We start from the raw sequence: 24,871 nt of genomic DNA, 5'->3' as shown, positions 1-24,871 counted from the left end.
CAACCCTGGATGGTCAGACCACGGCTGAGTGCGAAGACTCACTGATCATACGCATCAGCCATGACGGCAGCTGGCGAAATCTGGACAGCATGGCGCCACCTTCCTCCTGGAGCCGATGTCCAGGTAGACGACCAAGTTGCCGTCCGGCAGCAAATTCCAGCGCTCCCAGGTCCTCGGTGAACGCCCGCGCGATGGAGTCCAGTTGACGTGCATGCCCCAGGCAAGGCTCGCAGGAGAAGGGTGCCCGCATCCCGATGAACGCCTTGGACGTGGCGCCGTGCCACAGCGCGTCGATGCCCTCGACGTCGCCCGTCTCCGCATACATCGCCATCACCAACAGCTTGGACTTCGCGTCGACGGCCGTATCGGTGTCATGCCGGTCGGGCGGACCTTGTCCTGGACGAGCAAGAGCAGAGAGCGCCGGGCGGCCAGACAAACCGCCGGTTCAGATCATCGAGCGCAGCAAGGGCCACCGGGGCAGGGGCGAGGCACTTAGGGGGCATCTTCGCTACCCGTACTCGATGGTGCGCAGGAACTCTCACCTTCGCAGGCCAGCAAGCACCTCCTTCGCTTTCGCCGCCCACAAGGCGCCCTTCACGAGGTGCATCCAGGCCGAGCCAACACACCTTACGGTCGGGCAGTTTCACCATATGACTTGATCCGATCACCCACCGATCGTGAGCACCATCGACCGACCGCTCCTCTTCGGGAGGTTCCAGCAGGTCCAGACCGGATTCACAGCCTTCCATATCCCCTTTCGAGGAACCAACTATTCTCGGTCAGGCTTCTCCCACACACCCCGGAATGGCAAATTCCAATTCCCATTGATGTTGACCTCCCTCGTAGCTGTGTGTTGAATCAACTACCGCACGGCGCGACTGTGATCTCAGAAGTCACTGAAGTCACGGAATCTGCCGACTGCAACAGCAGAGGAAGTTGAAAGTCGATCGAAGGGGAAGAGCAAATGAAGCGCAAGCTGGCCTATTCTTTCGGGGTCGCCGTTCTGTCTACCGCCGGCCTGTTGGGGGCAGCCGCGGGAGCGAACGCCGACGCAAGCGGCGAGACGGGGGCGCAGGCCACCTACTTCACGCTCTACGGCAACGACAATTACGGCGGCGACCACAAGGGCTTCGCCTCCGGAAACAGTGACCACGACCTCGGCAACAACTTCTGGACCGGCACCTCGCACATCATGGAGGACGAAGCCAGTTCGATGACCAACAAAACCGGCCGCGACGTCGCCCTCTTCCAGAACCCGGGCTCCACCTGCAGTGGTTCGGTCTATGTAGCACTTCGCCACTCAAACGACAAGGACTTCAGCAACAACAACTTCGACAACAAGGCGAGCTGCGTCTTATTCCGCTGATCAACCATGACGGTGCCGGAGCCCTCAGGCGCCGGCACCGTCGTCTTCGTCGATGCCTGGAGGATGTGTGATCAGGCGGGCAGTATCGGTCGCTGCATTGTTGCTCTTGATGAGTGGGTGTGCAGGTTCGGGTCGGGAAAGGCCCGTGTCGAATGCGCCCTCGTCTGCCGGTGTAACGGCCCCGCCGCCGAGCGATGAAGTGCAGAAACTCGTTCTGCCGCTCGACGACTATATATTTTCCAACGCTGAGTACGCGATGACGTCGAACGCACTCGATCTGATGGTGCGCGACTGCATGAAGGAGCAAGGGCTCGCATGGCGATCAGTCAAGCGCCCGACCGACCTGCCGAACATGTGGAATCGACGCCGTTACGGTCTGATCGAGATCGATGTCGCAAGAAGGCTTGGGTACCACGCCACTCCGGAACTCCTCAGCCCGAACGTGGGGGCCCGTATGGAGGAGAGGAGGGACGCGGAGCTGACTCCGCGGCAGTTCCAAGCAGCGAACAATCCCAAGACGGGATGCAACAAGAAGGCGGATGACCTTCTTTGGGATGGAACGAAGCCGGACCTAAGGCAGCTCAACTCACTCAGCGCTCAAGGGCTCGCGCAGTCACAGAAGGCACCGGCGGTCCAGAAATCTCTTCGCCAGTGGCGGAGTTGCATGAAAGATCGGGGATTCCATTACGGAAATCCCACTTCGGCCATCAGCGACAAGGCGTGGAGCAATACCAGGCGCCCTTCGCATAAGGAGATCAAAACCGCGATCGCTGACGTACGGTGCAAAGACCAGTCGCATCTCATCGCCGCATGGTCGACAGAGGAAGCAAAGATCCAGAAGGCATATATCCAAAAACACCGCACATACTTTGCCGACCTGAAGTCTTCCAAGGATCGGTACTTGAACAACGCGCGACTGACACTAAAGCCCGGTTACCGGTAGTTTGCTAGACTCTGCGTAGCTAGGATTGACGTCAGGGCGGAGTGGAGGACGCGCCTTTCGCCTTTGATTCCTGGGAAGGTCCCATAAATTGTCGCCGGCTCACGCCGTTACAATCGTTCAATACCGTCCACGATATCTTCCAAGCCTGGGAGAAGGCACATGCGATGCAAAATTCACTTACTCGCTGGTGCAGTCTTGATCAGCGCGCTATCAGTCGTCACACTTGCGGTGCCTTCCCCTGCTCATGCGGACGCTCGCGCGGGCGCACTCACGGTCTACAAGGACGCTGGATTCAGGGGAGGTTGGTACACCTTCACCGGCAGTGACAGCAACCTTGAGGACAACAGTTGGAACGATGGCACCGGGTCTGTCAGTGACAGCATCAGCTCCTTGAAGAACACCTCGTCCCGCAGGATTGTCCTCTATACAGGCAAGGGCTACACCGGCCCGTCCATCGCTGTGGGTCCCGGCCAGCAGGACGGGGAGATCGAGGGAAACAACATAAGCTCGATCAAGTTCCTTTAGGAGCACCCGGGAATCGTGCACGAAGCCAGATGATGACGGCTACCACTGTGGCGGTGTCGAGGAAGACATAGCCGGGTTTGTCGTGACGAGTGGCCCTTCGCCTCAAGGTTGTTCCGTAAGTGATCTTGGAGTCGACACGGGTGAGGACGACCGGAGCGCGACCGACTCGGGTATCCGTTGAGGGCGAGATTGTGCAGGCGGGCGATGCCGAGCATGGTGTGGCGGACGCTGGCGCCTTTCACGCGGCAGTCGCAGAGGAACTTCCAACCCTTCGTGCGGGCGGAGGTGTGCTCGACGCGGGCGTGAACTCGCTTGCGGGAACAGTTGTGTTGCTCCTTCCAGACCAGAAGTTCCTCACCCTTCGTCCGGCGGTGCGGGATGACCAGTCCGGTGCCCTGGTAGCCACCGTCCGCTATGGCCATGGCGTGGCCGACCGAGTCCTTGACTCCGGACTCCTCCCAGCCGCGGGAGTCGTGCCGGTTGCTGGGCAACGGTCGACCGACCAACACGGCCAGGCGGCTGTCGGCGACCATCACCACCTGGTGAGCTGTGGAGTAGCGGTAGTTCTTCGACTGCTCGGCGATCGAGCGGTCGCGGGTGGGCACCAGGGCGCCGACGCCGTGATCACACCAGCCACGCCAAGATCATCTCACCCGTGACCAGCCGTTACAGGACAACCTTTAGCAGGGCCCCGCGTCCGAGAGCTCGCTCGTCGACCCCAACACCGTGCTCCGACCGGGCGGGGAGATCCCAACCGCGGCGGACGGCCGCGCGCTACACCGAGCGGGGCCGCCCAAGCCCGAACGAGGCGGATGGCAGCTGAACTGACACAGAGGCGAGGCGAAGCATGCCCTCGCCAACATGTCACTTCGCCCCTGGTGTGCAGGATGACGGAGGTTCAATCACCAGAAGGGGACGATAGTGCCCTACTGGGTAATCTTCGTCAACCAACTGGCCTTCCGCCTCAATCCAAGCGTGGGCAGCGAACGGAGTCGTGCGCACACCGGTGCACCAAGTCGGCCAGGTCCCCCTCATACGGCAAAGCAAGGCGGCGGCAATGGAGCGTTGCAAACAAGCCTGACCGGAACACCGCAAGCTTACCGATACCACTGCCTGCCGAGCTGCTCGAGCCTGTTCATAAGTTGCAGGTACAGCACCACGCCGAGCGAATTCAAGAATAACCCGAAGGCGCCCTGGGCGAGCCAGCGACAGTAATCTGGCGACTCCCACGGCAATATACGGAACTAGACGCCGATGAGGAGGTAGTTTACGTCGCGCCGACAATGCAACGGGCAGACTCATGACGCTTCCAGCAGCCGCGCAGAATTCAGTTGATTGACTACTCGTGTGACATCGTTGCGCGCCTCCTCATGGGTGATGTGATACCGGTCAGCGACTCCGATGGCGATCTGATCAATGGTTTGGCCGGCGAGTAGCTGGCGCAGCACATAGGAACCAGTGGCGTTGAGCTGCCAGTAACGCCCGGTGCGCTGGTGAAGTAGCACGGTAGCGTCATCGGTATCGGTGGTTGCCACGTCAGGATGTAGACGAACCGGCATCTTGCCTCCTCAAGGGAAGTCGACGTGCTGAACGGAACCAGGTCTCACATCCCAGCAGATGCTCAATCTCAGAATCCCTGGTGGAGTCTGGCTGTGGAGTCAGAAGTATTCTGCGTAGTGATTCAGAGTTCACTAGCCCTTGCTTGACCAATTCGGACTCGCCGAATATTTCGATCAGTAAGGGTAGCGCACGCCGCCACCCGATACGCACGTCCTCGCTAAATTCTCCCTTAGTGGACCGGTTCAGTACAGCGGGTGGAACCAATCCGCGCATAGCCTCGGCCAGTAGCGGCTTGTACTGCCACGGTGTGGCACGCTCGTGTAGTCGAACCGACAGGGCTGTTTCCACTACTTGGTCATCCAGGTAAGGCATGCGCAGGTGGATACCAGTTGATGCAAATATGCGTGCCAACTGCCCGTATGCCGACCCGGTGCTGCGCAGCGCGACTAGAAACTGGTGCTGTCCACGATTCCTGGAGAACGGCTGGACATGTTCGGCAGTGTGGCGCAGCGCTTCACGTGCCACATCGATCGCGTCCGGAGTTGCCCACTGTGGTGCACGCAGAGGGGCAAATCCCCAGCCTAGTGGCGGGAAGCGGTACGGCGGGGATGGATCGGTCAGTTGGTCAGCTTGCTCCCTCCACCATGTCGCAATGCCATCATTGCGAGCCAGCGCCGTGGCTGTAGCTGCGAGCGGCCAACGGCTCAGCGCCCGGTGCCCACGCACATGTCGAATCGCGGTAATGGGGTGGCGACGTAGCAGGGGGTGAAGATAGCCAGGGAACCTATGGAAGAGTTCGTCGGCGCCGTGCCCTGCCAGATGCTGCTGCGAGCCTCGTTCGGCCAACAGACGGGCGGTGTAGTAAGTACGGGCTAGTGTGCGACTAAACAGGTAGGGCTGCTCCGTATCAGCCTCCATGGATGGATCAGCGAAGACCGCCGGAAGCTCGCCCTGTGGTACGACGAGATGTTCAGCCTGCGGCAGAGTATTCGCCGCATGGGCAGCGAATATCGCGTCATCGTTACCTGTCTCGGCTTCACCCCATCGAAAGGTGAGCAGCTCTGGGGTGCTCCTAGCGGCAAGGAAACAGAGTGACGTTGAATCCATGCCTCCAGACAAGTCCGCGCTGAGGCGTCCTTCGCCTGGATGCCGACTATCCATCGAGGAGATCAGCGCCTCACGCAGGGCCGCAGCACCTTCGTTGAGTGACATCCGCGGTTCTGGAGGTCGCCATCTGCGGACCGCTCGCACCTGGTCAGAGTTCAAAAGCAAGTAGTGATCCGCAGGCGTTGTCGAGACGTCGGTCCACATACTTGCTTCGCTCAATGGTGGCGGCAACATGGCTCCACAAACCACCTGGGCGGCAAGCACCTGTTCGTTTACGCCGGCCCCTGTGGCTGCAGCGAGCACGTCGGCTCGGTCACTGGCGATCGGCATGCCCTGGTGACGGGTATGAAAGACGCGACGTACTCCGGTCAAGCTGCCCTGAACCCGCACTTGGCCGTTGATCGAAGCTACCAGGTGGAAGCTGCCCGGCAGCGCTTGTGCAAGTCCATCCAATTCCGGTATCGAATGGACCTTTTTGACCAGCGAGGTCAGCCGGTCGGTGGTGACCGGGCAGAACCCGATCACCACCACCTGCACCGATCCTGCCTCTGCCGTAACGATCTCGTCAGGCGAGAGGTTGCTAACGATCCACGCGCGACCGGACTTGTGCGAGATCACGTGTAACGCCTCGAAAGGAAGAGTCTCGAGGATGGATCGATCAGCGGCACCGTCTGGCAGTACGACAAAACCAGTGAGTTCAGGCATCAGCTTTAGAAGATGTTCTTGCCGTAGCTGTCAAAGCTCTTGGTGCCGAAGCCCAGGGTGTCCTCAGAGAAGTCTCCGACTTCCACGAGCGCCGGGGGTTCGTACACCACGGAGAACTCCTTCGGTGCCTGCTCTTCCATGACAACCTCCTACTTTTTCGTCTAGCAGGGATGATCATGCCGAGCGTATGCACAGGAGTGACTCTGCCCCTAACTAGAAGGATCGGTTCCGGACTAGATGGCGCAACTCGGGCTTGCCATAATGCGCCAGCCTCCCAGTGGCCCCTAGCTTCGGTTCATCAGAACAAAGGCAAGGTCGCAGGCATTCCATGCACGGGAGGAAGAGATACAAGGGATCCACCCTGCCGATTACAAGCCACATCGCACTGCGGCTTGATTCATGCAGCTTCCATGGAGTGCTCGACCATCCATGGCGATGCCGGCCCTCAAAAGGAAGCATCAACTACCGACACAAACGGGCTCAGCCTGCACCAATAGAAGGTTTCGGCCACGTAACCCTCGACCAGTGGCTCAAAATCCTCCTGTGCGGAGTGGCGCAGCAGCCACACGTCACGAATCGACCTCAGAAGAGCCAGACTGCTCTGCTAGATGCAGCTACCATTGCTGCCTCCCGGAAGCGATCGGTGACAGACAGGCATGGCGTAATGAAGAACGGATTGCGAACCTATGACCGACAGTGGAGCTCTACAGGCAAAGAGGTCACAAAGTTCGGTGTAGTTGGAGCACTTGGGTGGCTAGTCGACACCGCGGTGTTCAACCTGTGCCTGCATTTACTGCACCTTCAACCAGTTCGTTCTGGCCTAATCGCCACCGCAGTTGCGATGGGTGCTACCTACCTAGGAAATCGACACTGGACTTATCGCCACCACGACAAGAGCCGACGCACCCGCGAAGCCACCCTCTTCTTTCTATTTAGTGGTATCGGCATGGCTATACAGAACGGCGTACTGGCGATCTCACACTACGGGTTCGGCTACACCTCGGCCCTTGCGGACAACGTCGCCAAGAACGTGATCGGCCTCACCCTTGCAACCTTGTTCCGATTCAGCACTTACCGCACCGTGGTATTTTCCGCGCCACCCATCCCCCGAACGACAGGGGATGAGAACGACCTTCGAGGCAAGCGCAACGCCAACGTATGCACACGGGATTGACGGTTCGGGGCGCGGGGTGACTTGGTCGAGGCAGCGGGAAATCGACGACGATGAAGAACGCGGCATCGTCCATGAGCAGCAGCGGCTCGTCGAAGACGTCCATTAGCCGCTTCGCTGTCGGCGATGATCCTGTTGACATTTCCTTCCACGGCACCGGAGTTGTAGGACAGCGTGAGGTCGGCGGCACGGCGACGGCATGCCAGCACCTGCTGCTACCCAAGGGCGAACCCGCCACACTCGCCTGCACCGAAGACGGCTCCCTCACTCTCCTGTGAAAGGTCGGCGACGGCAAGGGCGAAGACAACGCGGGCGTGCTCCTGCCTGCGGGGCCGGACCGTCACTTCCCTTAAAGACATCACCACCCACGGCGACGTTCCGATCCGTGTCACGCCCAAGTGCGTGCGGGCCGGGAGACTGGCGGACCTGAACAAGATCGAGCTGAGTGGCGATCAGAAGAATCTGGTGCCCTATTACGTGACCCTCCAGTACCGCGACATCGGTAAGGAAACGCTCCTTTCTGCGACGGCGTAGGAATGGTCACTGCCGCCAGCCACGTTGTGCAACCGACACCGCTCTTCGACTTCTCCACCGGCACCGAAGGCCAGGGCATCGACCAGTGCCAGGGCCCGTGCCCAACACCCAGCTCAAGCCGACATCTACCCTGCCCCTCTGCACCGTCCACCTACTCACCAGGGGCGACCGGCCCGCCATAATCGGATTCGCTCCCCAGGACACGCAAGCCAAGACCCTTATGTGGCGCGCGAATTGACGTCCACTGCCCTGGACTACGGCCCGCCCTTGACGGCGACGGGAGTGCAGGAGCTATTCCCGGTGGCCGGATGGCTTTTCGATGCTGCCCGGCCGTAGGGCGTTCTGCATGATGGTGCGGCAGCGGTCCCAGGAGGCGGGGACGAGGTGGCCGTACACATCCACGGTGGTCTTGATGGATGTGTGGCCGAGCCAGCGGGACACCTCGTGGATCGGGATGCCGTGGGCCAGAGCGGTGGAGGCGAAGAAGTGCCGCAGCCCGTGCGGGGTGTACTTCGGCTTGCCGTCCGGCTTGACGATGCCCGCGTCCGTGAGGGCCTTGCGGAAGTGGTAGGCGTAGGTGTTGGCGGTGGGCATGGTGGACTTGCCGCGCTCGCGGGGAGCGAAGAGCACCTCGATTCCGCCCGCGGTGCGGGTGCCCCACTCTCGTAGGTGGGTGTCGATCTCGTCGGCGAGGAAGGCGGAGGTGGGGACATCCCGGTACTCGCCCTCGGCGCGGTGCTTGAGCGGGATGAACCGGGTGAAACAGTCCTCGCGGTGGGCCTTGGCGCTGACCTGGCGACGGATGCGGACGAACCCGTCGCGGTGGCAGTCGGCGGAGAACGCCAGCGTCTCGCTGATCCGCAGCCCGGCACCGGCCTGCAGGTAGATCGTGAGCCGGTACTGGGGGGAGATCTGCTTGGCGATGAGATCCACCTCGTGCAGGTAGGGGATCTCGTCCTCGTCGACCGCGTGCGATCCGGTGCGCGGCAGCTTGATTCCGTCAGTGGGATCGTCACGGCGCCGCTTCTCCTTGACCGCGGTCTTGAAGATGGCGCTCACCATCTTCATGCGGTCGCAGACCGTGCTGGCGGCGAGTTTCTTGCTGACGACGGCGACGAAGGTCTCGATGTCCTTGGCCTGGATGGCGATGACCGTCTTGTCTCCCAGGACGGGCAGGAGATGGATGCGTAGAAAGCTCTCGTAGTTGCGCCAGGTGCCCTCGGATACGACCTGGCGGGCCAGCCAGTCGACGGCGTACTCACGCAAGAGGACGTCGCCGCGCTTGGGGTCGAGGTAGAAGCCCTCGTACTTGTCGCGTTCCAGGCCCGAGGCGAACGCTTCGGCCTGGGTCTTCTTCTCGAAACTCGGCTGGCGTTCGGCCCGCGTGGTGCCGGGTTCGCGATAGCGGACAGTCCACGGATGCCCGCAACGGTCCTTCGTGCAGGGGTAGTTGGGGTTGCGTTTGTCGCTCTTGCAGCGCTGGTAGACGGTGGCCACCGCTCTGTCGTCCTCCTCCACGTCGGTCGGTGCGGAAACGCGCCGGCCGTCAGCCGTAGTGCTCGTCGAGGTAGCGGGTGATGTCGCGTTCGCGGAACCGCAGGAGGCGTCCGATCTTCTGGGGATTGATGCCCCACAGGCGGTACTTGTTCCTGACGGTGACCTGGCTGACCCGCAGCCACGCCGCGACCTCTTCCACGGTCAGCAGCCGGTCCCTTCCGTCCGGGGCGGTGCGTCCACACTCCGTGGTGGAGCGGGGGCGACCGCCTTTTCCTTTCCGGGAGTTGGTAGGGGGCAGGGTGGGTGGCGGCGGGGTAGCAGCTGCCGGTCCGCGGGTGGACCATGGACGCTCCCCGGTACCGGTGCTGTCAAGCGCAGGCGCAGGTTCGCCCGGACCGTCGCCGACGGGGCGGCTGTTACGCGGCATCGTCACGTCCCCTCCGCAGCGAGGTGGACCATGCGGGCAGACACGAGGCGGCTCGGCGAGAGGCATGCATGAGTTTTCGGGTCATACCTTCTATGGAGAAAGAGGCGCCGGATCGTGCCAAACGATCACTCGCCGCCGCACATGCCCACGGCCGCGCCGCCAACCACAGCAGATCGGAGAAGGTTCATCCACCGATATGCAGGCTGGCCTCGATTCTCGTGGCAGATCGGGCCGTGAGCTGGGAAGAAGTGGAGCGGCGGGTGCTCCCTTCCAAGCGGGACGACGGGCGGGACGACCGTGACGGGAGCGGGGGCAGGGCGGCGCGCAGGCCAAGCGGACTGTCCTTCTCCGCCTCGCTCGCAAGCCCACGGGCAAGACCTCCGGCAGGCGGGCTCAGCCTCTACGACAAGGCCCGCTGCCCCGCAACCGTGTCCCCGGACCGATCGGTCGGGCAGCGGGAGCTTCGAGACCCGCCGATCCGGCCTGCCCACCGTCGATCTGGATCTGTCCGGATGCCGCTCACCATGCCCGTGCCACCGTTCCGATCGGCGGACACCGATCGCCACGATTGGCCGAAGCCGTTGGTCGCGACGACAGGGCCAAATCCGACACCCTGCCGGGCTGGCACTGCGCAGACGGCGACAGCCCCGCACGCGGCCCAGCATGCCCGTAGACGGCCGCAGCGAGGTGCCTGCCGACGGGGGGCGTCAGCCATGCGCCGACCGCGTCAACACAACGGGCCCGGCCCGTGATTCACGTAGATCGGAATGCATACCTGCACCCGATATACAGTCGCCCTCACTGGCTCGGCGCTGACACCCTCTATGACCTGCGAACACCCTTGAATCCAGGCGTCGTTGGGGTGTCGTTTCCAAGCGCGACACCGGAAACGACACCAGAAGCGACGGGGGAAACGACAGGGCGAACGCCATCGCGCACTTCCACTGGCTCGGCAGTGGCTCGCTGCCGCCGTGAACTGCGCACATCGGTGGCCACGGACGCGGTCGGCACCGAAACCACTCAGGGCAACAACGTGAGCCCTGGGACATGGGACGGCGTGACGGCCCGGAAATGCCGGTGATCCAAGGTGGCCACCTCCGCCGCCTTCAGACGCTCCGCCGTCGCGATCACCGAAGCATCCGCGATCCCCAGCGGAAAGTCCCGATAGCGGCGGACCAGCTGCGCGATCCTCGCCATGTCCTGGCCGTCGGGAAACACCTGCGTCAGATCGCCGCCGGCGACGGACTCGACCAGATTGACCTCCGCCTCAGCCCCGACATACTTCCCTACCAGGTAGCAGCACTCGGTCAGCACGTACGGCGTGACGAGCAGCTCACCGTCGTACGACTCCATCAGATCGGCGCACCGCTCGTGATCCGGATCGTTGCGATTGAGGAAAGCGACCAGCGGTCCGGAATCAACGATCAGCATCGCCCTCGCCGATCTCCTCCCGGACGATCTCCTTCGCCCGGGCCCCCAGATCGCTCGACGGGCCGTCGAAACTCCGCAGTATCCGGAACCGGCTCGGCGCGGGCTTCACCAAGCGCAGCGCATGCCGCCGTACCTCTTCGGCCTGCTCCGGCTCCAGACGGTCGATGAGCTCGTGCAGATCGCTGTAGTCATACGCCGACGTCATGACCTGGCCCCTTCCTGCGCGGAACACATCCACGATAGCGCCGCCGACCAAGCCACCGGCCCGGGCCGGGCGCCCTACGGCCGCGACCTTCAGCCCAGGACGGGCCCGCTCCACGCGCCGCGGCCCCGCCGGTCCGCGTCCCCGCACTCGGCCCACAGCAGCTTCCCGCCCTGCCCGTCCGGGAACGTGTACGCGCCCCAGTCATCCGCGTAGGCCCGGACCAGAAACAGCCCGCGCCCGCCCTCCGCACACGCATCCGCGCGCGCCCCTCCCCGCTCGAACCCCGCCGGGATCTCCGGGTCACCGTCCCAGACCGCCACGCGAACCCGCCCCGGGTCGGCGGCACCGGGACCCAGGCGCAGAGCGTACGGGCCGGAGGTGTGCAGATGCGCGTTGGTCAGCAGCTCCGAACCCAACAGCTCGGCGGCCTCGACAAGTTCGGTCCTGCCGTGCGCTTCGAGGACCAGGCGGAGCAGGGCGCGGGCGATGCCGGGGGCGCGGGGGTCATGGGGGAGTTGGAGGGTGTACGCGCCCGGGAACAGGGCGGGGCCGCCCGAAAGCGGGGATACGGTGGTCATGGAAGTCTCCCTTCGAGTAGGCGAGTTGGGATGTCGGCCGAGCGGACCGCGTCAGCCGGGGCCCAGTGACCAGGTCGCTCCGTCGAGCGGGGTGCTTCTGGGCGAGGCGCCTGAATCGAAGGTAACGGAGGCATCTAAGGTATTAGACCTGATAGCTAGAATTCGTTAGACGTTCCGTCGTGTGGGTGACACGGCGGCAGGAAGCGAGAGCGACATTGGCGATGCGGGGCAGCCCAACTGGCCGTCAACTTCGGCTCGGTAGCGAGCTGCGGAAGCTACGAGAGCGTGCGGGCTTGTCATCCACGGAGGCCGCACAGAGCCTCGGCATCAAGCAGAACCAAGTCAGCAACATCGAAGCCGGCCGGCACGGGGTCAGCCCGGAGCGCGTTCACACCATGGCCTGCCGCTACGACTGTTCGGACAAAGCGCTGGTCGACGCACTGGCGGAGATGGCCAACGGACGGACGCGCGGCTGGTGGGAGGAGTACCGCGAGCTACTGCCCGACAGCATGCTCGACCTTGCCGAGGTCGAGCACCATTCCAAGCGCCTGCTGGCCGGGATCACCGCCCACATCCCCGGCCTGCTTCAGATCCACGACCACGCCCGCGAAGTCTTCCGCCAAGTCGTCCCGGAACTGTCACCTCCCGAGGTGGAACACCGGCTCTCGTTCCGCATCAAGCGGCAGGCCGTCCTCTTCGACGAGCCGCCGGTCCCGTATCAGGCGATCATTCACGAGGCGGCCCTGCGCATGCAGTTCGGCGGCCCTTCAGTCACAGAGCGCCAGTTGAAACACGTGCTGGACATGAGCGAACGAGACCACATCCGAGTAGGAGTGATCCCCTTTGCAGCAGGCGCCTACCCCGGCTCCGGACAGTCGATCCTTTACGCCGAAGGACCAGTGCCCCAGCTCGACACCGTGCATCTGGATCAGTCCCATGGCGCCGCGCTCGTCTCCGCAGAGGCTCAACTCGACAAGTACCGCATGCTCTTGGCCCGCATGGAGGACAGGGCACTGTCGCCCAGCGCTTCGCGGGACCTGATCCTCTCGATCGTCCACAACCTGTGAAGGAGCCGAAGTGCCCACTCCCGACTGGCAGAAGTCGTCCTATTGCGGCGAAGGCGAAGCCTGCCTGCATGTCGCCGCGACCTCGGACCACGTCCACATGACCGAATCCGCCGACCCCCGCGAACACATACTCACCGCCACTCCCGACGCCTTCTCCGCGCTCCTCTCCTTGCTGAAGGAGGAGGCTCCCCGCCGTGGCTGACAACAGCGACGTCCCGGTCGATCTCGCCTGGCAACGAGCCGCCCCCGACGACGCCACCGGCCCCGGCCCCTGGATCGAAATCGCCTTCGGGGACAGCGAGTTGGTGTACCTGCGCGAGACATCCGCGCCGGGCACCGTCGTCACCACGACCCGTGAAAAGTGGGACGCCTTCGTACTCGGCGTCCAGGCTGGGGAGTTCGACCACTTCGTAGAAGACATGCGACTCCCCATTCAGCCCCGCCCAGCCAATATCCAGCCAGCGTGCGGAGAACAACGGATGACGACAGGTGACGAACCGTCAGCCCGCCCAGCCAAAATCCAGCCACCGGTACGCGAACGGGGCCGCCCCGAACCCGGGACGACCCCACCTGACCTGGCGGTTTGCTAAACCGCCAAATCCACGGCAACGCGTGGCCTATACATTGAAGCGGAACTCCACCACATCCCCGTCCTGCATCACATAGTCCTTGCCCTCCATGCGCGCCTTGCCCGCCGACCGGGCCTCGGCGACCGAGCCCGTCTCGACCAAGTCGTCGAAGGAGATGACCTCGGCCTTGATGAAGCCCTTCTGGAAGTCGGTGTGGATGACACCGGCCGCCTCGGGGGCCGTCGCGCCCTTCTTGATGGTCCAGGCGCGGGACTCCTTGGGGCCTGCCGTGAGGTACGTCTGCAGGCCGAGGGTGTTGAAGCCGACGCGGGCGAGCGTGGCGAGGCCGGGCTCGTCCTGGCCGACGGACTGGAGGAGTTCGAGGGCCTCCTCGTCGTCGAGCTCGGCGAGGTCCGCCTCCAGCTTGGCGTTGAGGAAGATCGCCTCGGCGGGGGCGACGAGGGCGCGCTGCTCGGCCTTGAAGTCGTCGTCCGTCAGCTCGTCCTCGTCGACGTTGAAGACGTAGAGGAAGGGCTTGGTGGTGAGGAGGTGCAGGTCGTGCAGGAGCTCCTCGTTGCCGGAGCCCTGGACGATGCCCTGGGAGAAGAGCGTGTCGCCCTTCTCCAGGATCTCCTTGGCCGCCTCGACCGCCTTCACCTTCGGGGCGATGTCCTTCTTGATGCGCGACTCCTTCTGGAGGCGCGGCAGGACCTTCTCGATCGTCTGGAGGTCCGCGAGGATCAGCTCGGTGTTGATCGTCTCGATGTCGTCCTTGGGCGAGACCTTGCCGTCCACGTGCACGACGTTCTCGTCGGCGAAGGCGCGGATGACCTGGCAGATCGCGTCCGACTCGCGGATGTTCGCGAGGAACTTGTTGCCCAGGCCCTCGCCCTCGCTCGCACCGCGCACGATGCCCGCGATGTCGACGAAGTCGACCGTGGCCGGGAGGACCTTCTGGGAGGAGAAGATCTCGGCCAGTTTCGTGAGGCGGGTGTCGGGGACGCCCACCACGCCCACATTCGGCTCGATCGTCGCGAACGGGTAGTTGGCCGCAAGGACGTCGTTCTTGGTCAGGGCGTTGAACAGGGTCGACTTGCCGACGTTGGGCAGACCGACGATTCCGATCGTGAGCGACACGTTGCGACTTCCCGTACGTGGTGAGGAGGACAGTCCACCAAGGTCGGGCGGACAGTCCACCAGTCTACGGCGTTGCCGCCCCCGCCCCGGCGACGTATCGAACGCTTGGCCAAGGTCGGCGAAAGCGCGTGTCTCGCGCCGGATTCCGCGCGGGGCCCGACCTAGGTTGGTCCGGTGGAGCAACACAGGACGCGTCCCCCCTCCCAGGCCCGCCCGCGGCGGACCCCGCCGCTGCCCCCGCAGCAGGGCAGGGCCGCCGAGTCCGCCACGGTCTACCGGGCCGCGGCGCGCAGCCGCCGTCCCGTCCCGCCGTTCGTCCTCGCCCTGCGCCGCACCCGGCTGTTCCGGAAGGTGCGCCAGGTGCGGCAGCTGCCGCTCTACCGGACGCTGCGGCGGATGCCCAATCCGCGCCTGACCGGCCTCGGCAGCGGCCTGTTCTGCGGGGCCGCGATGTTCCTGCTCGCCTGTCTGCTGCGGGTCCTGTTCGGCGGCGCGGCATCCCTCGTCGCCTACGGGTTCCTCTTCCTGCCCGTCAGCGCGCTCACCGCGCTGTGGGTGCGGCCCGTGGACCTGGTGACGGCGCCGGTCGGGGTGCCGATCGCCTTCGCCGCCGGGATCCTGCCGATCTCCGGCGGGGAGGGCGGCTTCGGCGGCCAGTTCATGGGGCTTGTCACCTCGCTCGCGCTGCACGCGGGCTGGCTCTACGGCGGGACGCTCGTCGCCGGACTCATCGTGACCGTGCGCAAGATCCGGCTGATGGGGCAGCGGCGCCGGGCCAAGGCCGCGTCCCGGCCGGTGAGCAAGCCCCGCCGCCGCGTGCCCGCCTCCTGACGGGAAGCCGCGCCTACGCCCTGCCCGCCGCGGCCATCGCCGCGCCCACGATCCCCGCGTTGTTCTGCAGCTCGGCGGGGACCAGCTCGGCCCGGATGCCCTCGATCAGGGGCAGGAACTTGTGGGCCTTGCGGCTCACGCCGCCGCCGATGATGAACAGCTCCGGCGAGAACAGCATCTCCACGTGCGCCAGGTACTTCTGGACGCGTCGCGCCCAGTGCTCCCAGCTCAGGTCCTCGTCCTCGCGCGCCTTGGAGGACGCCTTCTTCTCCGCGTCGTGGCCGTTCAGCTCCAGGTGGCCGAGCTCCGTGTTGGGGACCAGGCGGCCGCCGGTGAAGACGGCGCTGCCGATGCCCGTGCCGAAGGTCAGCAGGATGACGGTGCCGGTGCGGTCGCGGCCCGCGCCGAAGTGCATCTCGGCGACGCCCGCGGCGTCCGCGTCGTTCAGGACCGTGACGGGGCACTGCGAAGGACCGCCGAGGCGGTCGGCGAGCAGGCTCCTGATGTCCGTGCCGATCCAGCTCTTGTCGACGTTGGCCGCGGTGCGCGCCGTCCCGTTCGTGATCACCCCGGGGAACGTGACCCCGACCGGGCCGGTCCAGTCGAAGTGCCCGACGACCTCCCGCACCCGGTCGGCCACGCCCTCGGGTGTCGCCGGCTGCGGGGTCAGGACCTTGTGCCGCTCCTGCGCCAGGTCTCCGCGGTCCAGGTCAACGGGAGCGCCCTTGATCCCGGATCCGCCGATGTCCACACCGAAGATCTGCATGAGGCCCACCGTACGACGGGAGCCCCGCCGCCACTTGTCGGACGGCGGGGCTCCCCAAGAGCCTCACTTCTCGGAGGCGGGCTCCACGAGGGCGGCGGCCTCGGCGCGCAGGTCGCGGCGGAGCTCCTTCGGCAGCGAGAAGGTGATGGACTCCTCGGCCGTCTTGACCGTCTCCACGTCGCCGTAGCCGCGCTCGGCCAGCCACTCGATGACGCCGTCGACCAGGACGTCGGGGACGGAGGCGCCCGAGGTCAGGCCGACCGTGGTGACGCCCTCCAGCCAGGCTTCGTCGATCTCGCCGGCGTTGTCGACCAGGTGCGAGGCGGCGGCGCCCGCGTCCAGGGCGACCTCGACCATGCGGATGGAGTTCGAGGAGTTCTTGGAGCCGACGACGATGACCAGCTCGGCGTCCTCGGCGAGCTTCTTCACCGCGGTCTGGCGGTTCTGCGTGGCGTAGCAGATGTCGTCGCTGGGCGGCGAGAGGAGGTTCGGGAACTTGCCCTTGAGGGCGTCGACCGTCTCCATGGTCTCGTCGACGGAGAGCGTGGTCTGGGAGAGCCAGACGACCTTGTCGGGGTCGCGGACCTCGACGTTCGCGACGTCGTCCGGGCCGTCGACCAGCGTGATGTGGTCGGGCGCCTCACCGGACGTACCGATGACTTCCTCGTGGCCCTCGTGCCCGATCAGGAGGATGTCGAAGTCGTCCTTGGCGTACCGGACGGCTTCCTTGTGGACCTTGGTGACCAGCGGGCAGGTGGCGTCGATGGTGGCGAGCTTGCGCTCGGCGGCCTCTGCGTGGACGGTCGGCGCGACGCCGTGCGCCGAGAACATGACGATGGATCCCTCGGGGACCTCGTCGGTCTGCTCGACGAAGATCGCGCCCTTCCGCTCCAGGGTCTGTACGACGTACTTGTTGTGGACGATCTCGTGGCGGACGTAGATCGGCGACCCGTACTGCTCCAGGGCCTTCTCGACGGCGATCACGGCACGGTCCACACCCGCGCAGTAGCCACGGGGAGCGGCGAGCAGGACACGGCGGGAGCCAGGCGTTGCAGTCATGCTCCCCATCGTAAGGCCGCACCCAGCGCGTCAAAGATCGCCTTCTTGGAGAGACTGGAAGCCTGCGTTCAGTTACGGAGGCACGATGTCCGGTCAGTCGGTCCCTTCTCCCGCGCCCCCCGCCGCCGAGGGCGAGGGGCTGCGCCGCAGTCTCGGCTTCCGGGACCTGGTGGTCTACGGGCTGCTCTTCATCGCCCCCATGGCGCCGGTCGGCGTCTTCGGGACGCTCGACGCCAAGTCGCACGGCGCCGTCGCGCTCGTCTACCTCATCGCGACGGTCGCGATGGCGTTCACCGCTTTCAGTTACGCGCAGATGGTGCGGGTCGTCCCCCAGGCGGGCTCGGTCTTCGCCTACGCGCGCGCGGGGCTCGGCAACGGCCCGGGGTTCATCGCCGGGTGGATGGCGATGCTGGACTACTTGCTGATCCCGGCGGTCGCCTACCTCTTCTCCGGGATCGCCATGAACTCGCTGGTCCCCTCGGTGTCGCGCTGGGTGTGGACGGCGCTCGCGGTGCTGGTGACCACGGTCCTGAACCTGTGGGGGGTGCGGACGGCCGCCCGCGTCGGCTTCCTCGTGCTGGCCATGGAGATCGTGGTGCTGCTGGTCTTCGTCGTGTCGGCGGTGGTGGTGCTGGTGCGGGACGGGGCCGAGCGGGGGTGGCTGTCGCCGCTCTCCGGAGACGGCTCGCAGGGCGCGTTCGCGCTGTCGGCGGTCGTGGGGGCGGTGTCGGTGGCGGTCCTCTCCTACCTGGGCTTCGACGCGATCGCCTCGTTCGCGGAGGAGGTCACGGGAGGCTCGGCGAAGGTGGCGCGGGCGGTGCTGTTCTGTCTGGCGCTGACCGGTGTGCTGTTCGTCGCGCAGACGTATCTGGTGGCGCTCCTCGAACCGGTCTCGTCGGCGGAGCTGGCGGCCGAGCCGGGCAGACAGGGGTCCGCCTTCTACGACGCCGTGGACGCGTCGGTCGGCGGGTGGCTGCACGATCTGGTGGCGGTCAGCAAGGCGATCGGGGCGGCGTTCGCGGCGCTGGCCGGGCAGGCGGCGGCGGGGCGGCTGCTGTTCGCGATGGCCCGCGACCGGCGGCTCCCGAAGGCGCTGTCCCGCACGGATTCGGGGGTGCCGCGGGTGGCCCTGCTGCTGGCCGCGGTGATCACGCTGGTGGCGGCGGTGTGGGCCGCGCGGCGGGACGACGGGATGGACCACCTGGTGTCGGTGGTCGACATCGGGGCGCTGACGGCGTTCCTGCTGCTGCACGCGAGCGTGGTGGGGTGGTTCGCGGTGCGGCGGCGGGGCGGGTCCGTGAACTGGTTGAGCCACGTGGTCGTTCCCGTGCTCGGTGCGGCGATCGTGGTGGCGGTCGTCTGGGAGGCGTCGCGCTCCGCGCAGGTGGTGGGTGTGGTGTGGCTGGCCGTGGGGCTCGTGGTGCTGTTCGTTCAGCGGGGGCGGGGTGTGGGGGCGGGTGCGGGTGCCGGTACGGGTGCGGGTGCGGGTGCGGGTGCCAGTACGGGTGCGGGCTAGAGCGACTTCCTTCCCCAGTCCCGCCGCTTCCCGAATCCGCGACTCCGTCGCCCTGGGGCACCCGTATCGCCGCTGACGCGGCTCGTCCTCAAACGCCGGACGGGCTGAGTGTGCTCGGCCTCGGCCACGGAGTCGCCGTTCGGGGACGGAAGAACTGTCAGACGCGCCCACTACGCTCGGCGCATGGCTCTCAACACGTCCGCCGACGCCCCCCTCCCCGTGGGCGAGGTGTCGCGGCTCATCGGCGGGTGGATCGACCGGCTCGGTGCGGTCTGGGTCGAGGGGCAGATCACGCAGCTGTCCCGCAGGCCCGGCGCCGGCGTCGTCTTCCTCACGCTGCGGGACCCCTCGCACGACATCTCCGTGAGCGTCACCTGCTACCGCCAGGTCTTCGACGCCGTCGCCGACGTCGTCTCCGAGGGCGCCCGCGTCGTCGTCCACGCCAAGCCCGAGTGGTACGCCCCGCGCGGCCAGCTCTCGCTGCGCGCCGCCGAGATAAGGCCGGTCGGCGTGGGTGAACTGCTGGCGCGCCTGGAGCAGTTGAAGAAGTCCCTCGCCGCCGAGGGCCTCTTCGCACCCGAGCGGAAGAAGCCGCTCCCCTTCCTGCCCCAGCTCATCGGGCTGGTCTGCGGGCGCGCGTCGGCCGCCGAGCGCGACGTCCTGGAGAACGCCCGCCACCGCTGGCCCGCCGTCCGCTTCGAGGTGCGCAACGTCCCGGTCCAGGGCGTACACGCGGTGGCGCAGGTCGTGCAGGCGGTGAAGGACCTCGACGCCGTCGAAGAGGTCGACGTGATCGTCGTCGCGCGTGGCGGCGGCAGCGTCGAGGACCTGCTGCCGTTCTCGGACGAGCAGCTCGTACGGGCTGTCGCCTCCTGCCGTACGCCCGTCGTCTCCGCCATCGGCCACGAGCCCGACAACCCCCTCCTCGACTACGTCGCGGACCTGCGCGCCTCCACCCCGACCGACGCCGCCAAGAAGGTCGTACCGGACGTCGGCGAGGAGTACGAGCGGGTGCGCTGGCTGCGGGACCGGGCCCGGCGCAGCGTGGAGGCGTTCCTCGACCGGGAGGAGCGCGGCCTCGCGCACGCCCTCGCCCGCCCCTCGATAGAGGACCCGTACCGGATGGTCGAGGAGCGGGAGGAGCAGGTCCAGGCGCTCGTCGACCGCGGCCGCCGTACCCTCGGCCACCTCCTGGACCGCGCCTCCTCCGAGCTGACGCACACGCACGCGCGCGTGGTCGCCCTCTCCCCCGCCGCCACGCTCCAGCGGGGGTACGCGGTGCTGCAGAAGCCCGACGGCGCGGTGGTCCGCGACCCCGAAGAGGTGGGCGCCGACGAGGAGTTGAGGGCTCGCGTCGCCGAGGGCGAGTTCACCGTACGAGTGACACAAGCACGAGAAGGCCGAGAAGGATCCGAAGGATGAGGACGGACGCATGACGAGCAAGACCGAAGAGGGCGCCGAGACGCTCGGCTACGAGCAGGCGCGGGACGAGCTGATCGAGGTCGTCCGGCGCATGGAGGCGGGCGGAACGACCCTGGAGGAGTCCCTCGCGCTCTGGGAGCGCGGCGAGGAGCTGGCCAAGGTCTGCCGCCGCTGGCTGGACGGCGCCCGCGCCCGCCTCGACGCGGCCCTCGCCGAGCAGGGCGAGGACGGGGACGAGGACGAGGGCTGAGACAGCGGCGGGAGCGGGAATGACCATCGCGGCCGCCAGGGTTAGTGAGGTCGATCACCCGGACCCGACTTTGGTTGAAAGTTAAACCGTGGCGGCGTACTGTCGGACGTACCGGCTGAACCGGATGTATCGGTTCCGGCCGGGACCCGACCCGTTCGTTCGTTCGCAGAAGGTTGATATGTCCCTCGTTCTTGACCCCGCCGCCCAGGACCTGCTCTTCCGTGAGGCCCGCACCGCCAACACCTTCACCGACGAGCCGGTCACCGAGGAGCAGGTCCAGGCGATCTACGACCTGATCAAGTTCGGCCCCACCGCCTTCAACCAGTCGCCGCTGCGCATCACGCTGGTCCGCTCCCCCGAGGCCCGTGAGCGCCTGGTGAAGCACATGGCCGAGGGCAACCAGCCGAAGACCGCGAAGGCCCCGCTCGTCGCGATCCTCTCCGCGGACAACGAGTTCCACGAGGAGCTCCCGGCGCTCTTCCCGCACTTCCCGCAGGCCAAGGACGCCTTCTTCTCCGAGCGTCCGGTCCGCGAGGGCGCCGCGCAGCTGAACGCCGCGCTGCAGGCCGCCTACTTCATCGTCGGCGTCCGCGCCGCCGGCCTGGCCGCGGGCCCGATGACGGGCTTCGACTTCGCGGGCGTCCAGAAGGAGTTCCTGGACGACGACCACACCCCGCTGATGGTCGTCAACATCGGCAAGCCGGGCGAGGACGCCTGGTTCCCGCGCTCCCCGCGCCTCGACATCGACCAGGTCATCACGACGGTCTGAGTCACCCGGCAGGACATACGAGAAGGGCCCCGGCGATCGCCGGGGCCCTTCTGCGTGTACGGCTGCGCGTGCGGTGTGTACGGCTGCGTGTACGGCTGCTTTTGCGGCAAGTCCCGGAAGTCGCGGACCGGGCGGAGACTCAGGACGACTTCAGCGACTCCACCATCTTGGTCAGCTGGCCGAACGACGCGGTCCCCGTGACGACCGTCGTCGCGCCCTTGTCCTGGCGCACCAGCGCGTCGTACGTGGAGCCCTTGTAGCGCTGCCACGTCTTGCCGGCGATCTTCTCGGTGGCCGACGTCTTCCGGGCGTCCTGCGTGGCCTGCTCGATGAACTCGGCGGGCTTGGCGGTGGACTGCTTGATCACCACGTACTCGCGCTCCGGGTCGAGAAAGCCCAGGTGCCAGCTGTGGTGTTCCTCGTCCTTGTACCGGACCGACGTCGCCATCCAGTCCTTGGACAGGCCCTCCGGGGCGAGCACCGGGTACGGCGCGGCCCGCCGGGCCCCGAGCAGTTCCACGCGGTAGTCCTTGCGCTCGACCGGGCTCTTGGAGTCGTCGTGCGGGACGAACACGTAGATGACTCCCGCGACGATGCCGATCACCGCCAGCGACCAGAGCATGTTCCGTACGGTCTGCTTGCCTTGTCTTCCTGCCACGCCCCCATCGTCGCAGGTGGCCCGCGCTCCCCTTACCCCAGGTGCCGGGCCTGCTCATGCGTGGGGCCCACTGCTCATTTTGTAAGGCTGGCGATAGAGTCAGGGCCACACCCTCACCGGCCGCCCACCCGTCACCCGCCACCGCCCTAACGGACGCCCTGCGGGCGCGGCCTATTGGTCGTATCAGAGAAAGGTGCGCTCCGATGACCGAGCACCATCATCTTCCGTCCGAACTCGAGGTGTCCCCCGAGGCACCCGACCGCAACCTCGCCCTGGAGCTGGTGCGGGTCACCGAGGCGGCCGCGATGGCCGCGGGCCGCTGGGTCGGCCGCGGCGACAAGATCGGCGCCGACGGCGCCGCCGTCAGGGCCATGCGCACCCTCGTCTCGACCGTCTCGATGAACGGCGTCGTCGTCATCGGTGAGGGCGAGAAGGACGAGGCACCGATGCTCTTCAACGGTGAGCGCATCGGGGACGGCACCGGCGCCGAGGTGGACATCGCCGTCGACCCGATCGACGGCACCACCCTGACCGCCAAGGGCATGCCCAACGCGATCGCCGTGCTCGCCGCCGCCGACCGGGGCACCATGTTCGACCCGTCCGCGGTCTTCTACATGGACAAGCTGGTCACCGGCCCCGAGGCCGCCGACTTCGTGGACATCAACGCCCCGGTCTCGGTGAACATCCGCCGGGTCGCCAAGGCCAAGAAGTCCGCCCCCGAGGACGTCACCGTGATGATCCTGGACCGCCCCCGGCACGAGGGCATCGTCAAGGAGATCCGCGAGACCGGCGCCCGCATCCAGTTCATCTCCGACGGCGACGTCGCGGGCTCGATCATGGCGGTGCGCGAGGGCACCGGCGTCGACCTGCTGATGGGCATCGGCGGCACCCCCGAGGGCATCATCTCGGCCTGTGCCATCAAGTGCCTGGGCGGCACCATCCAGGGCAAGCTGTGGCCCAAGGACGACGCCGAGAAGCAGCGCGCGATCGACGCCGGGCACGACCTGGACCGGACCCTGACCACCGGCGACCTGGTCTCGGGCGACAACGTCTTCTTCGTCGCCACCGGCATCACCGACGGCGAACTGCTGCGCGGTGCGCGCTACGGCGCCGAGACCGCGACCACCGAGTCCCTGGTGATGCGCTCCAAGTCCGGCACCATCCGCCAGATCGACTCCACTCACAAACTGTCGAAGCTGCGCGCGTACAGCGCGATCGACTTCGACCGCGCCAAGTAGGCGGACGACCAGCAGGCGTACGAGAAGCGGGCGTACGAGAAGCAGGCGTACGACGGACAGCAGCGCCGCGAGCACGACGGAGGGGGCGCCCCCGTGCGGGGGGACGCCCCCTTCGTCGTGCGGATGCGCGTGATCAGCCGGCGGCCGCATGGGTCGCCGGGCGGGCCGCCTTCTGCAGCTCCATCTCGCGCCGGCGCCTGCGGGCGAGCACGACGCGGCGCTCGGCAGCGGTGAGGCCGCCCCACACCCCGTAAGGCTCGGGCTGGAGCAGGGCGTGCTCCCGGCACTCGACGAGGACGGGACAGCGGGCGCAGACGCGCTTCGCGGCCTCCTCGCGGGAGAGGCGCGCGGCGGTCGGCTCCTTGGACGGAGCGAAGAAGAGCCCTGCCTCGTCCCTGCGGCACACGGCCTCGGTGTGCCAGGGGGAATCCTGGTCCCGATCACTCACTGGCACCACCGGCCCACGCTGCGCCGGAACGGCGGCGACCTGCAGGGACTGGTGCGACGGTTGCAGCACGGTCTACTCCTGACGACGGCTTCGCGAGCGAGAGACGATGCAGCAAGCTCTACCCGCTGTATGCGCGCCTATGCACTGAGTTCCGATGTACGGAAGTTCTCAGTCCAGTAATCCGTCCGGTAATCGCCGATCGAATTCCGGCCACCGGGGGTGCGCCGGGCATGCGCCCCGCCGCGCTCAACTCCCCAGGTGCTTGCGGAGCTTGGCGTGGAGATCGCGGATCAGCTTGCCGCGGCGGGGCTTCGCCTCGACGGAGCCGAAGAGCGCGAGCCCGTCCACGTACACCACCGGTGCGTCGCGCTCGGCGGAGTCGAGGGTGTCGACCTCGAAGGTGCCGAGCACCCCGCCGCCGTTGCCCCGCAGCGACACGTTCTGCGGGACGCGGACCTCGATCGAGCCGAAGAGGGCGACCGCCTTGATGACGACCTGGCGGTGCTCGAAGATCGCCTCGCTCAGGTCCAGTTCGACGTTCCCGAAGATCGCGTACGCGTGTGTCCTGCGGCTCACGCGCCAGTGGCCCCTGCGGGAGGCGGCGCTGAGCACCGCCACCACGTTCTCGTCGGCGACGGGGGGCATGGAGCCCTCCGCGGGGCGGACGGGGGCGGGCTCGTATGCCGGGGCGGGCCTGCGCGGGGCCTGGTGCGCGCCCGGCAAGTCCCTGATCAGCGGCTCCAGTTCGCCATGGGTCTTGGCGCGGTAGACGCCGTCGATGCGCTCGGCGTGCTCCTCCGCGGTCAGGCGGCCCTCGGCGAGGGCCTCGCGCAGGATGTCGGCCACCCGGTCGCGGTCGGCGTCCGACGCGCGCAGGCCCACGGGTGGCTCGGCGGTGTCCTGCTGAGGGCGCTTGTCCAGATCCACGTCCTTCAGCCTACCCACTCGCGATAGATCGCGACTAGGGGTGCGGCGGGCCTTGCCTGACGAAGCGGTGAGCCTTACCTCACAAGAACGGTGCCGAGCACGCGCTCTACGCTGGATGGCGCGCTGCCAATGGAGGCCGCGCCGCTGTCTGCCGAGTGAGGAATG

At 66.4% G+C, this 24,871-nt stretch carries 29 protein-coding genes and 2 pseudogenes; 14 read left to right on the top strand and 17 right to left on the bottom strand.

Features of this window, described 5'->3' with window-relative positions; all coding sequences use genetic code 11:
- Nucleotides 1-13: 13 nt before the first annotated feature.
- Nucleotides 14-331: a hypothetical protein gene (locus ACQB60_RS34260; protein ID WP_496930007.1), complete on the bottom strand. Its 318-nt coding sequence runs from the start codon at nucleotides 329-331 to the stop codon at nucleotides 14-16.
- Nucleotides 332-964: 633 nt separating this feature from the next.
- Here ACQB60_RS34260 and ACQB60_RS34255 point away from each other — a divergent pair.
- The 3 genes from ACQB60_RS34255 to ACQB60_RS34245 all read left to right on the top strand — a co-directional run bounded on the left by ACQB60_RS34255 (nucleotide 965) and on the right by ACQB60_RS34245 (nucleotide 2,834).
- On the top strand, nucleotides 965-1,366 hold the full coding sequence (locus ACQB60_RS34255; RefSeq protein WP_496930006.1) for a peptidase inhibitor family I36 protein: 402 nt from the start codon (nucleotides 965-967) through the stop codon (nucleotides 1,364-1,366).
- A 145-nt stretch (nucleotides 1,367-1,511) separates the two neighbouring features.
- Complete coding sequence (locus ACQB60_RS34250; protein WP_496930005.1) at nucleotides 1,512-2,309, top strand: hypothetical protein; 798 nt, start codon at nucleotides 1,512-1,514, stop codon at nucleotides 2,307-2,309.
- A 159-nt stretch (nucleotides 2,310-2,468) separates the two neighbouring features.
- Nucleotides 2,469-2,834 carry a peptidase inhibitor family I36 protein gene (locus ACQB60_RS34245; protein ID WP_496930004.1) on the top strand — a complete coding sequence of 122 codons (366 nt, stop codon included), beginning with the start codon at nucleotides 2,469-2,471 and terminating at the stop codon, nucleotides 2,832-2,834.
- A 173-nt stretch (nucleotides 2,835-3,007) separates the two neighbouring features.
- On the opposite strand, the pseudogene ACQB60_RS34240 reads toward ACQB60_RS34245, so the two are convergent.
- From ACQB60_RS34240 to ACQB60_RS34220, 5 genes and pseudogenes are all read right to left on the bottom strand, one after another.
- Nucleotides 3,008-3,448: pseudogene (locus ACQB60_RS34240) on the bottom strand (transposase family protein); the annotation flags it as partial.
- A 250-nt stretch (nucleotides 3,449-3,698) separates the two neighbouring features.
- A complete protein-coding gene (locus ACQB60_RS34235) occupies nucleotides 3,699-4,136 on the bottom strand; it encodes a lasso peptide biosynthesis B2 protein (RefSeq protein WP_496930003.1) in 438 nt (145 codons plus the stop codon).
- A complete protein-coding gene (locus ACQB60_RS34230) occupies nucleotides 4,133-4,369 on the bottom strand; it encodes a lasso peptide biosynthesis PqqD family chaperone (RefSeq protein WP_496930002.1) in 237 nt (78 codons plus the stop codon). The genes ACQB60_RS34235 and ACQB60_RS34230 overlap by 4 nt, the downstream gene beginning before the upstream one ends.
- A gap of 1 nt (nucleotide 4,370) precedes the next feature.
- A complete protein-coding gene (locus tag ACQB60_RS34225; RefSeq protein WP_496930001.1) occupies nucleotides 4,371-6,206 on the bottom strand; it encodes an asparagine synthase-related protein in 1,836 nt (611 codons plus the stop codon).
- A 5-nt stretch (nucleotides 6,207-6,211) separates the two neighbouring features.
- Nucleotides 6,212-6,346, bottom strand: a complete 135-nt coding sequence (locus ACQB60_RS34220; protein ID WP_496930000.1) for a keywimysin-related RiPP — start codon at nucleotides 6,344-6,346, stop codon at nucleotides 6,212-6,214.
- A 524-nt stretch (nucleotides 6,347-6,870) separates the two neighbouring features.
- Here ACQB60_RS34220 and ACQB60_RS34215 point away from each other — a divergent pair.
- Nucleotides 6,871-7,380 carry a GtrA family protein gene (locus ACQB60_RS34215; RefSeq protein WP_496929999.1) on the top strand — a complete coding sequence of 170 codons (510 nt, stop codon included), beginning with the start codon at nucleotides 6,871-6,873 and terminating at the stop codon, nucleotides 7,378-7,380.
- A gap of 50 nt (nucleotides 7,381-7,430) precedes the next feature.
- On the top strand, nucleotides 7,431-7,655 hold the full coding sequence (locus tag ACQB60_RS34210; RefSeq protein WP_496929998.1) for a hypothetical protein: 225 nt from the start codon (nucleotides 7,431-7,433) through the stop codon (nucleotides 7,653-7,655).
- 547 nt (nucleotides 7,656-8,202) lie between these two features.
- Here ACQB60_RS34210 and ACQB60_RS34205 read toward each other — a convergent pair.
- The 5 genes from ACQB60_RS34205 to ACQB60_RS34185 all read right to left on the bottom strand — a co-directional run bounded on the left by ACQB60_RS34205 (nucleotide 8,203) and on the right by ACQB60_RS34185 (nucleotide 12,049).
- A complete protein-coding gene (locus ACQB60_RS34205; protein ID WP_496929997.1) occupies nucleotides 8,203-9,429 on the bottom strand; it encodes a tyrosine-type recombinase/integrase in 1,227 nt (408 codons plus the stop codon).
- A gap of 28 nt (nucleotides 9,430-9,457) precedes the next feature.
- On the bottom strand, nucleotides 9,458-9,607 hold the full coding sequence (locus ACQB60_RS34200; RefSeq protein WP_496929996.1) for a helix-turn-helix domain-containing protein: 150 nt from the start codon (nucleotides 9,605-9,607) through the stop codon (nucleotides 9,458-9,460).
- A 1,248-nt stretch (nucleotides 9,608-10,855) separates the two neighbouring features.
- Complete coding sequence (locus ACQB60_RS34195) at nucleotides 10,856-11,266, bottom strand: type II toxin-antitoxin system VapC family toxin (RefSeq protein WP_496929995.1); 411 nt, start codon at nucleotides 11,264-11,266, stop codon at nucleotides 10,856-10,858.
- A complete protein-coding gene (locus ACQB60_RS34190; protein ID WP_496929994.1) occupies nucleotides 11,253-11,471 on the bottom strand; it encodes a hypothetical protein in 219 nt (72 codons plus the stop codon). Before ACQB60_RS34190 ends, ACQB60_RS34195 begins: the two co-directional genes overlap by 14 nt.
- 89 nt (nucleotides 11,472-11,560) lie before the next feature.
- Complete coding sequence (locus tag ACQB60_RS34185) at nucleotides 11,561-12,049, bottom strand: ATP-binding protein (protein WP_496929993.1); 489 nt, start codon at nucleotides 12,047-12,049, stop codon at nucleotides 11,561-11,563.
- A 221-nt stretch (nucleotides 12,050-12,270) separates the two neighbouring features.
- Between ACQB60_RS34185 and ACQB60_RS34180 the strand changes: the two genes are divergently transcribed.
- The 3 genes and pseudogenes from ACQB60_RS34180 to ACQB60_RS34170 all read left to right on the top strand — a co-directional run.
- Nucleotides 12,271-13,116, top strand: a complete 846-nt coding sequence (locus ACQB60_RS34180) for a helix-turn-helix domain-containing protein (protein ID WP_496930034.1) — start codon at nucleotides 12,271-12,273, stop codon at nucleotides 13,114-13,116.
- A 10-nt stretch (nucleotides 13,117-13,126) separates the two neighbouring features.
- Nucleotides 13,127-13,318 (top strand): DUF397 domain-containing protein, encoded by a 192-nt coding sequence (locus ACQB60_RS34175; RefSeq protein WP_496929992.1) that lies wholly within the window; start codon nucleotides 13,127-13,129, stop codon nucleotides 13,316-13,318.
- Nucleotides 13,311-13,532: pseudogene (locus ACQB60_RS34170) on the top strand (DUF397 domain-containing protein); the annotation flags it as partial. The gene ACQB60_RS34175 and the pseudogene ACQB60_RS34170, both read left to right, overlap by 8 nt.
- 201 nt (nucleotides 13,533-13,733) lie before the next feature.
- On the opposite strand, the gene ychF reads toward ACQB60_RS34170, so the two are convergent.
- Nucleotides 13,734-14,822, bottom strand: coding sequence for a redox-regulated ATPase YchF (ychF, locus tag ACQB60_RS34165; protein WP_496929991.1), 1,089 nt, complete (start codon nucleotides 14,820-14,822; stop codon nucleotides 13,734-13,736).
- Nucleotides 14,823-14,996: 174 nt separating this feature from the next.
- Between ychF and ACQB60_RS34160 the strand changes: the two genes are divergently transcribed.
- A complete protein-coding gene (locus ACQB60_RS34160) occupies nucleotides 14,997-15,653 on the top strand; it encodes a DUF6542 domain-containing protein (RefSeq protein WP_496929990.1) in 657 nt (218 codons plus the stop codon).
- A gap of 13 nt (nucleotides 15,654-15,666) precedes the next feature.
- Here the strand turns inward: ACQB60_RS34160 and ppgK are convergent, their stop codons facing one another.
- On the bottom strand, nucleotides 15,667-16,419 hold the full coding sequence (gene ppgK, locus ACQB60_RS34155; protein ID WP_384848566.1) for a polyphosphate--glucose phosphotransferase: 753 nt from the start codon (nucleotides 16,417-16,419) through the stop codon (nucleotides 15,667-15,669).
- A gap of 63 nt (nucleotides 16,420-16,482) precedes the next feature.
- Complete coding sequence (locus tag ACQB60_RS34150; RefSeq protein ID WP_496929989.1) at nucleotides 16,483-17,487, bottom strand: 4-hydroxy-3-methylbut-2-enyl diphosphate reductase; 1,005 nt, start codon at nucleotides 17,485-17,487, stop codon at nucleotides 16,483-16,485.
- Between the two features lie 76 nt (nucleotides 17,488-17,563).
- On the opposite strand from ACQB60_RS34150, the gene ACQB60_RS34145 reads away from it, so the two are divergent.
- From ACQB60_RS34145 to ACQB60_RS34130, 4 genes are all read left to right on the top strand, one after another.
- The gene (locus tag ACQB60_RS34145) at nucleotides 17,564-18,994 is read left to right on the top strand and encodes an APC family permease (RefSeq protein ID WP_496929988.1); all 1,431 of its coding nucleotides are present in this window, start codon (nucleotides 17,564-17,566) and stop codon (nucleotides 18,992-18,994) included.
- A gap of 183 nt (nucleotides 18,995-19,177) precedes the next feature.
- Nucleotides 19,178-20,416: an exodeoxyribonuclease VII large subunit gene (xseA, locus tag ACQB60_RS34140; protein ID WP_496929987.1), complete on the top strand. Its 1,239-nt coding sequence runs from the start codon at nucleotides 19,178-19,180 to the stop codon at nucleotides 20,414-20,416.
- 10 nt (nucleotides 20,417-20,426) lie between these two features.
- Entirely contained in the window at nucleotides 20,427-20,666 is a 240-nt protein-coding gene (locus ACQB60_RS34135; RefSeq protein WP_496929986.1) for an exodeoxyribonuclease VII small subunit, read from the top strand.
- A 178-nt stretch (nucleotides 20,667-20,844) separates the two neighbouring features.
- Nucleotides 20,845-21,435, top strand: a complete 591-nt coding sequence (locus tag ACQB60_RS34130) for a malonic semialdehyde reductase (protein ID WP_496929985.1) — start codon at nucleotides 20,845-20,847, stop codon at nucleotides 21,433-21,435.
- Between the two features lie 139 nt (nucleotides 21,436-21,574).
- Here ACQB60_RS34130 and ACQB60_RS34125 read toward each other — a convergent pair whose 3' ends face one another.
- On the bottom strand, nucleotides 21,575-22,093 hold the full coding sequence (locus tag ACQB60_RS34125; protein ID WP_496929984.1) for a DUF4245 domain-containing protein: 519 nt from the start codon (nucleotides 22,091-22,093) through the stop codon (nucleotides 21,575-21,577).
- Nucleotides 22,094-22,296: 203 nt separating this feature from the next.
- Between ACQB60_RS34125 and glpX the strand changes: the two genes are divergently transcribed.
- A complete protein-coding gene (gene glpX, locus ACQB60_RS34120; protein ID WP_496929983.1) occupies nucleotides 22,297-23,331 on the top strand; it encodes a class II fructose-bisphosphatase in 1,035 nt (344 codons plus the stop codon).
- Between the two features lie 133 nt (nucleotides 23,332-23,464).
- On the opposite strand, the gene ACQB60_RS34115 is transcribed toward glpX, so the two are convergent.
- Together ACQB60_RS34115 and ACQB60_RS34110 are read right to left on the bottom strand one after the other, a co-directional pair.
- A complete protein-coding gene (locus ACQB60_RS34115) occupies nucleotides 23,465-23,848 on the bottom strand; it encodes a WhiB family transcriptional regulator (RefSeq protein ID WP_496929982.1) in 384 nt (127 codons plus the stop codon).
- A 177-nt stretch (nucleotides 23,849-24,025) separates the two neighbouring features.
- Complete coding sequence (locus ACQB60_RS34110; protein ID WP_496929981.1) at nucleotides 24,026-24,706, bottom strand: DUF1707 domain-containing protein; 681 nt, start codon at nucleotides 24,704-24,706, stop codon at nucleotides 24,026-24,028.
- Between the last annotated feature and the right edge of the window lie 165 nt (nucleotides 24,707-24,871).

Origin of the sequence: Streptomyces odontotermitis (assembly GCF_050510915.1) — a bacterium.
GTDB lineage: Bacteria > Actinomycetota > Actinomycetes > Streptomycetales > Streptomycetaceae > Streptomyces.
Note: the sequence above shows the minus strand (reverse complement) of the source record. Positions and strands in the feature narration are given on the sequence as shown.

Coding starts and splice junctions, on each gene's coding strand:
- ACQB60_RS34260 (WP_496930007.1), bottom strand. CDS start 331: ATGGCGATGTATGCGGAGACGGGCGACGTCGAGGGCATCGACGCGCTG.
- ACQB60_RS34255 (WP_496930006.1), top strand. CDS start 965: ATGAAGCGCAAGCTGGCCTATTCTTTCGGGGTCGCCGTTCTGTCTACC.
- ACQB60_RS34245 (WP_496930004.1), top strand. CDS start 2,469: ATGCGATGCAAAATTCACTTACTCGCTGGTGCAGTCTTGATCAGCGCG.
- ACQB60_RS34235 (WP_496930003.1), bottom strand. CDS start 4,136: ATGAGTCTGCCCGTTGCATTGTCGGCGCGACGTAAACTACCTCCTCAT.
- ACQB60_RS34225 (WP_496930001.1), bottom strand. CDS start 6,206: ATGCCTGAACTCACTGGTTTTGTCGTACTGCCAGACGGTGCCGCTGAT.
- ACQB60_RS34220 (WP_496930000.1), bottom strand. CDS start 6,346: ATGGAAGAGCAGGCACCGAAGGAGTTCTCCGTGGTGTACGAACCCCCG.
- ACQB60_RS34215 (WP_496929999.1), top strand. CDS start 6,871: ATGAAGAACGGATTGCGAACCTATGACCGACAGTGGAGCTCTACAGGC.
- ACQB60_RS34210 (WP_496929998.1), top strand. CDS start 7,431: ATGAAGAACGCGGCATCGTCCATGAGCAGCAGCGGCTCGTCGAAGACG.
- ACQB60_RS34195 (WP_496929995.1), bottom strand. CDS start 11,266: ATGCTGATCGTTGATTCCGGACCGCTGGTCGCTTTCCTCAATCGCAAC.
- ACQB60_RS34190 (WP_496929994.1), bottom strand. CDS start 11,471: ATGACGTCGGCGTATGACTACAGCGATCTGCACGAGCTCATCGACCGT.
- ACQB60_RS34185 (WP_496929993.1), bottom strand. CDS start 12,049: ATGACCACCGTATCCCCGCTTTCGGGCGGCCCCGCCCTGTTCCCGGGC.
- ACQB60_RS34180 (WP_496930034.1), top strand. CDS start 12,271: ATGCGGGGCAGCCCAACTGGCCGTCAACTTCGGCTCGGTAGCGAGCTG.
- ppgK (WP_384848566.1), bottom strand. CDS start 16,419: ATGCAGATCTTCGGTGTGGACATCGGCGGATCCGGGATCAAGGGCGCT.
- ACQB60_RS34150 (WP_496929989.1), bottom strand. CDS start 17,487: ATGGGGAGCATGACTGCAACGCCTGGCTCCCGCCGTGTCCTGCTCGCC.
- ACQB60_RS34145 (WP_496929988.1), top strand. CDS start 17,564: ATGTCCGGTCAGTCGGTCCCTTCTCCCGCGCCCCCCGCCGCCGAGGGC.
- xseA (WP_496929987.1), top strand. CDS start 19,178: ATGGCTCTCAACACGTCCGCCGACGCCCCCCTCCCCGTGGGCGAGGTG.
- ACQB60_RS34135 (WP_496929986.1), top strand. CDS start 20,427: ATGACGAGCAAGACCGAAGAGGGCGCCGAGACGCTCGGCTACGAGCAG.
- ACQB60_RS34130 (WP_496929985.1), top strand. CDS start 20,845: ATGTCCCTCGTTCTTGACCCCGCCGCCCAGGACCTGCTCTTCCGTGAG.
- glpX (WP_496929983.1), top strand. CDS start 22,297: ATGACCGAGCACCATCATCTTCCGTCCGAACTCGAGGTGTCCCCCGAG.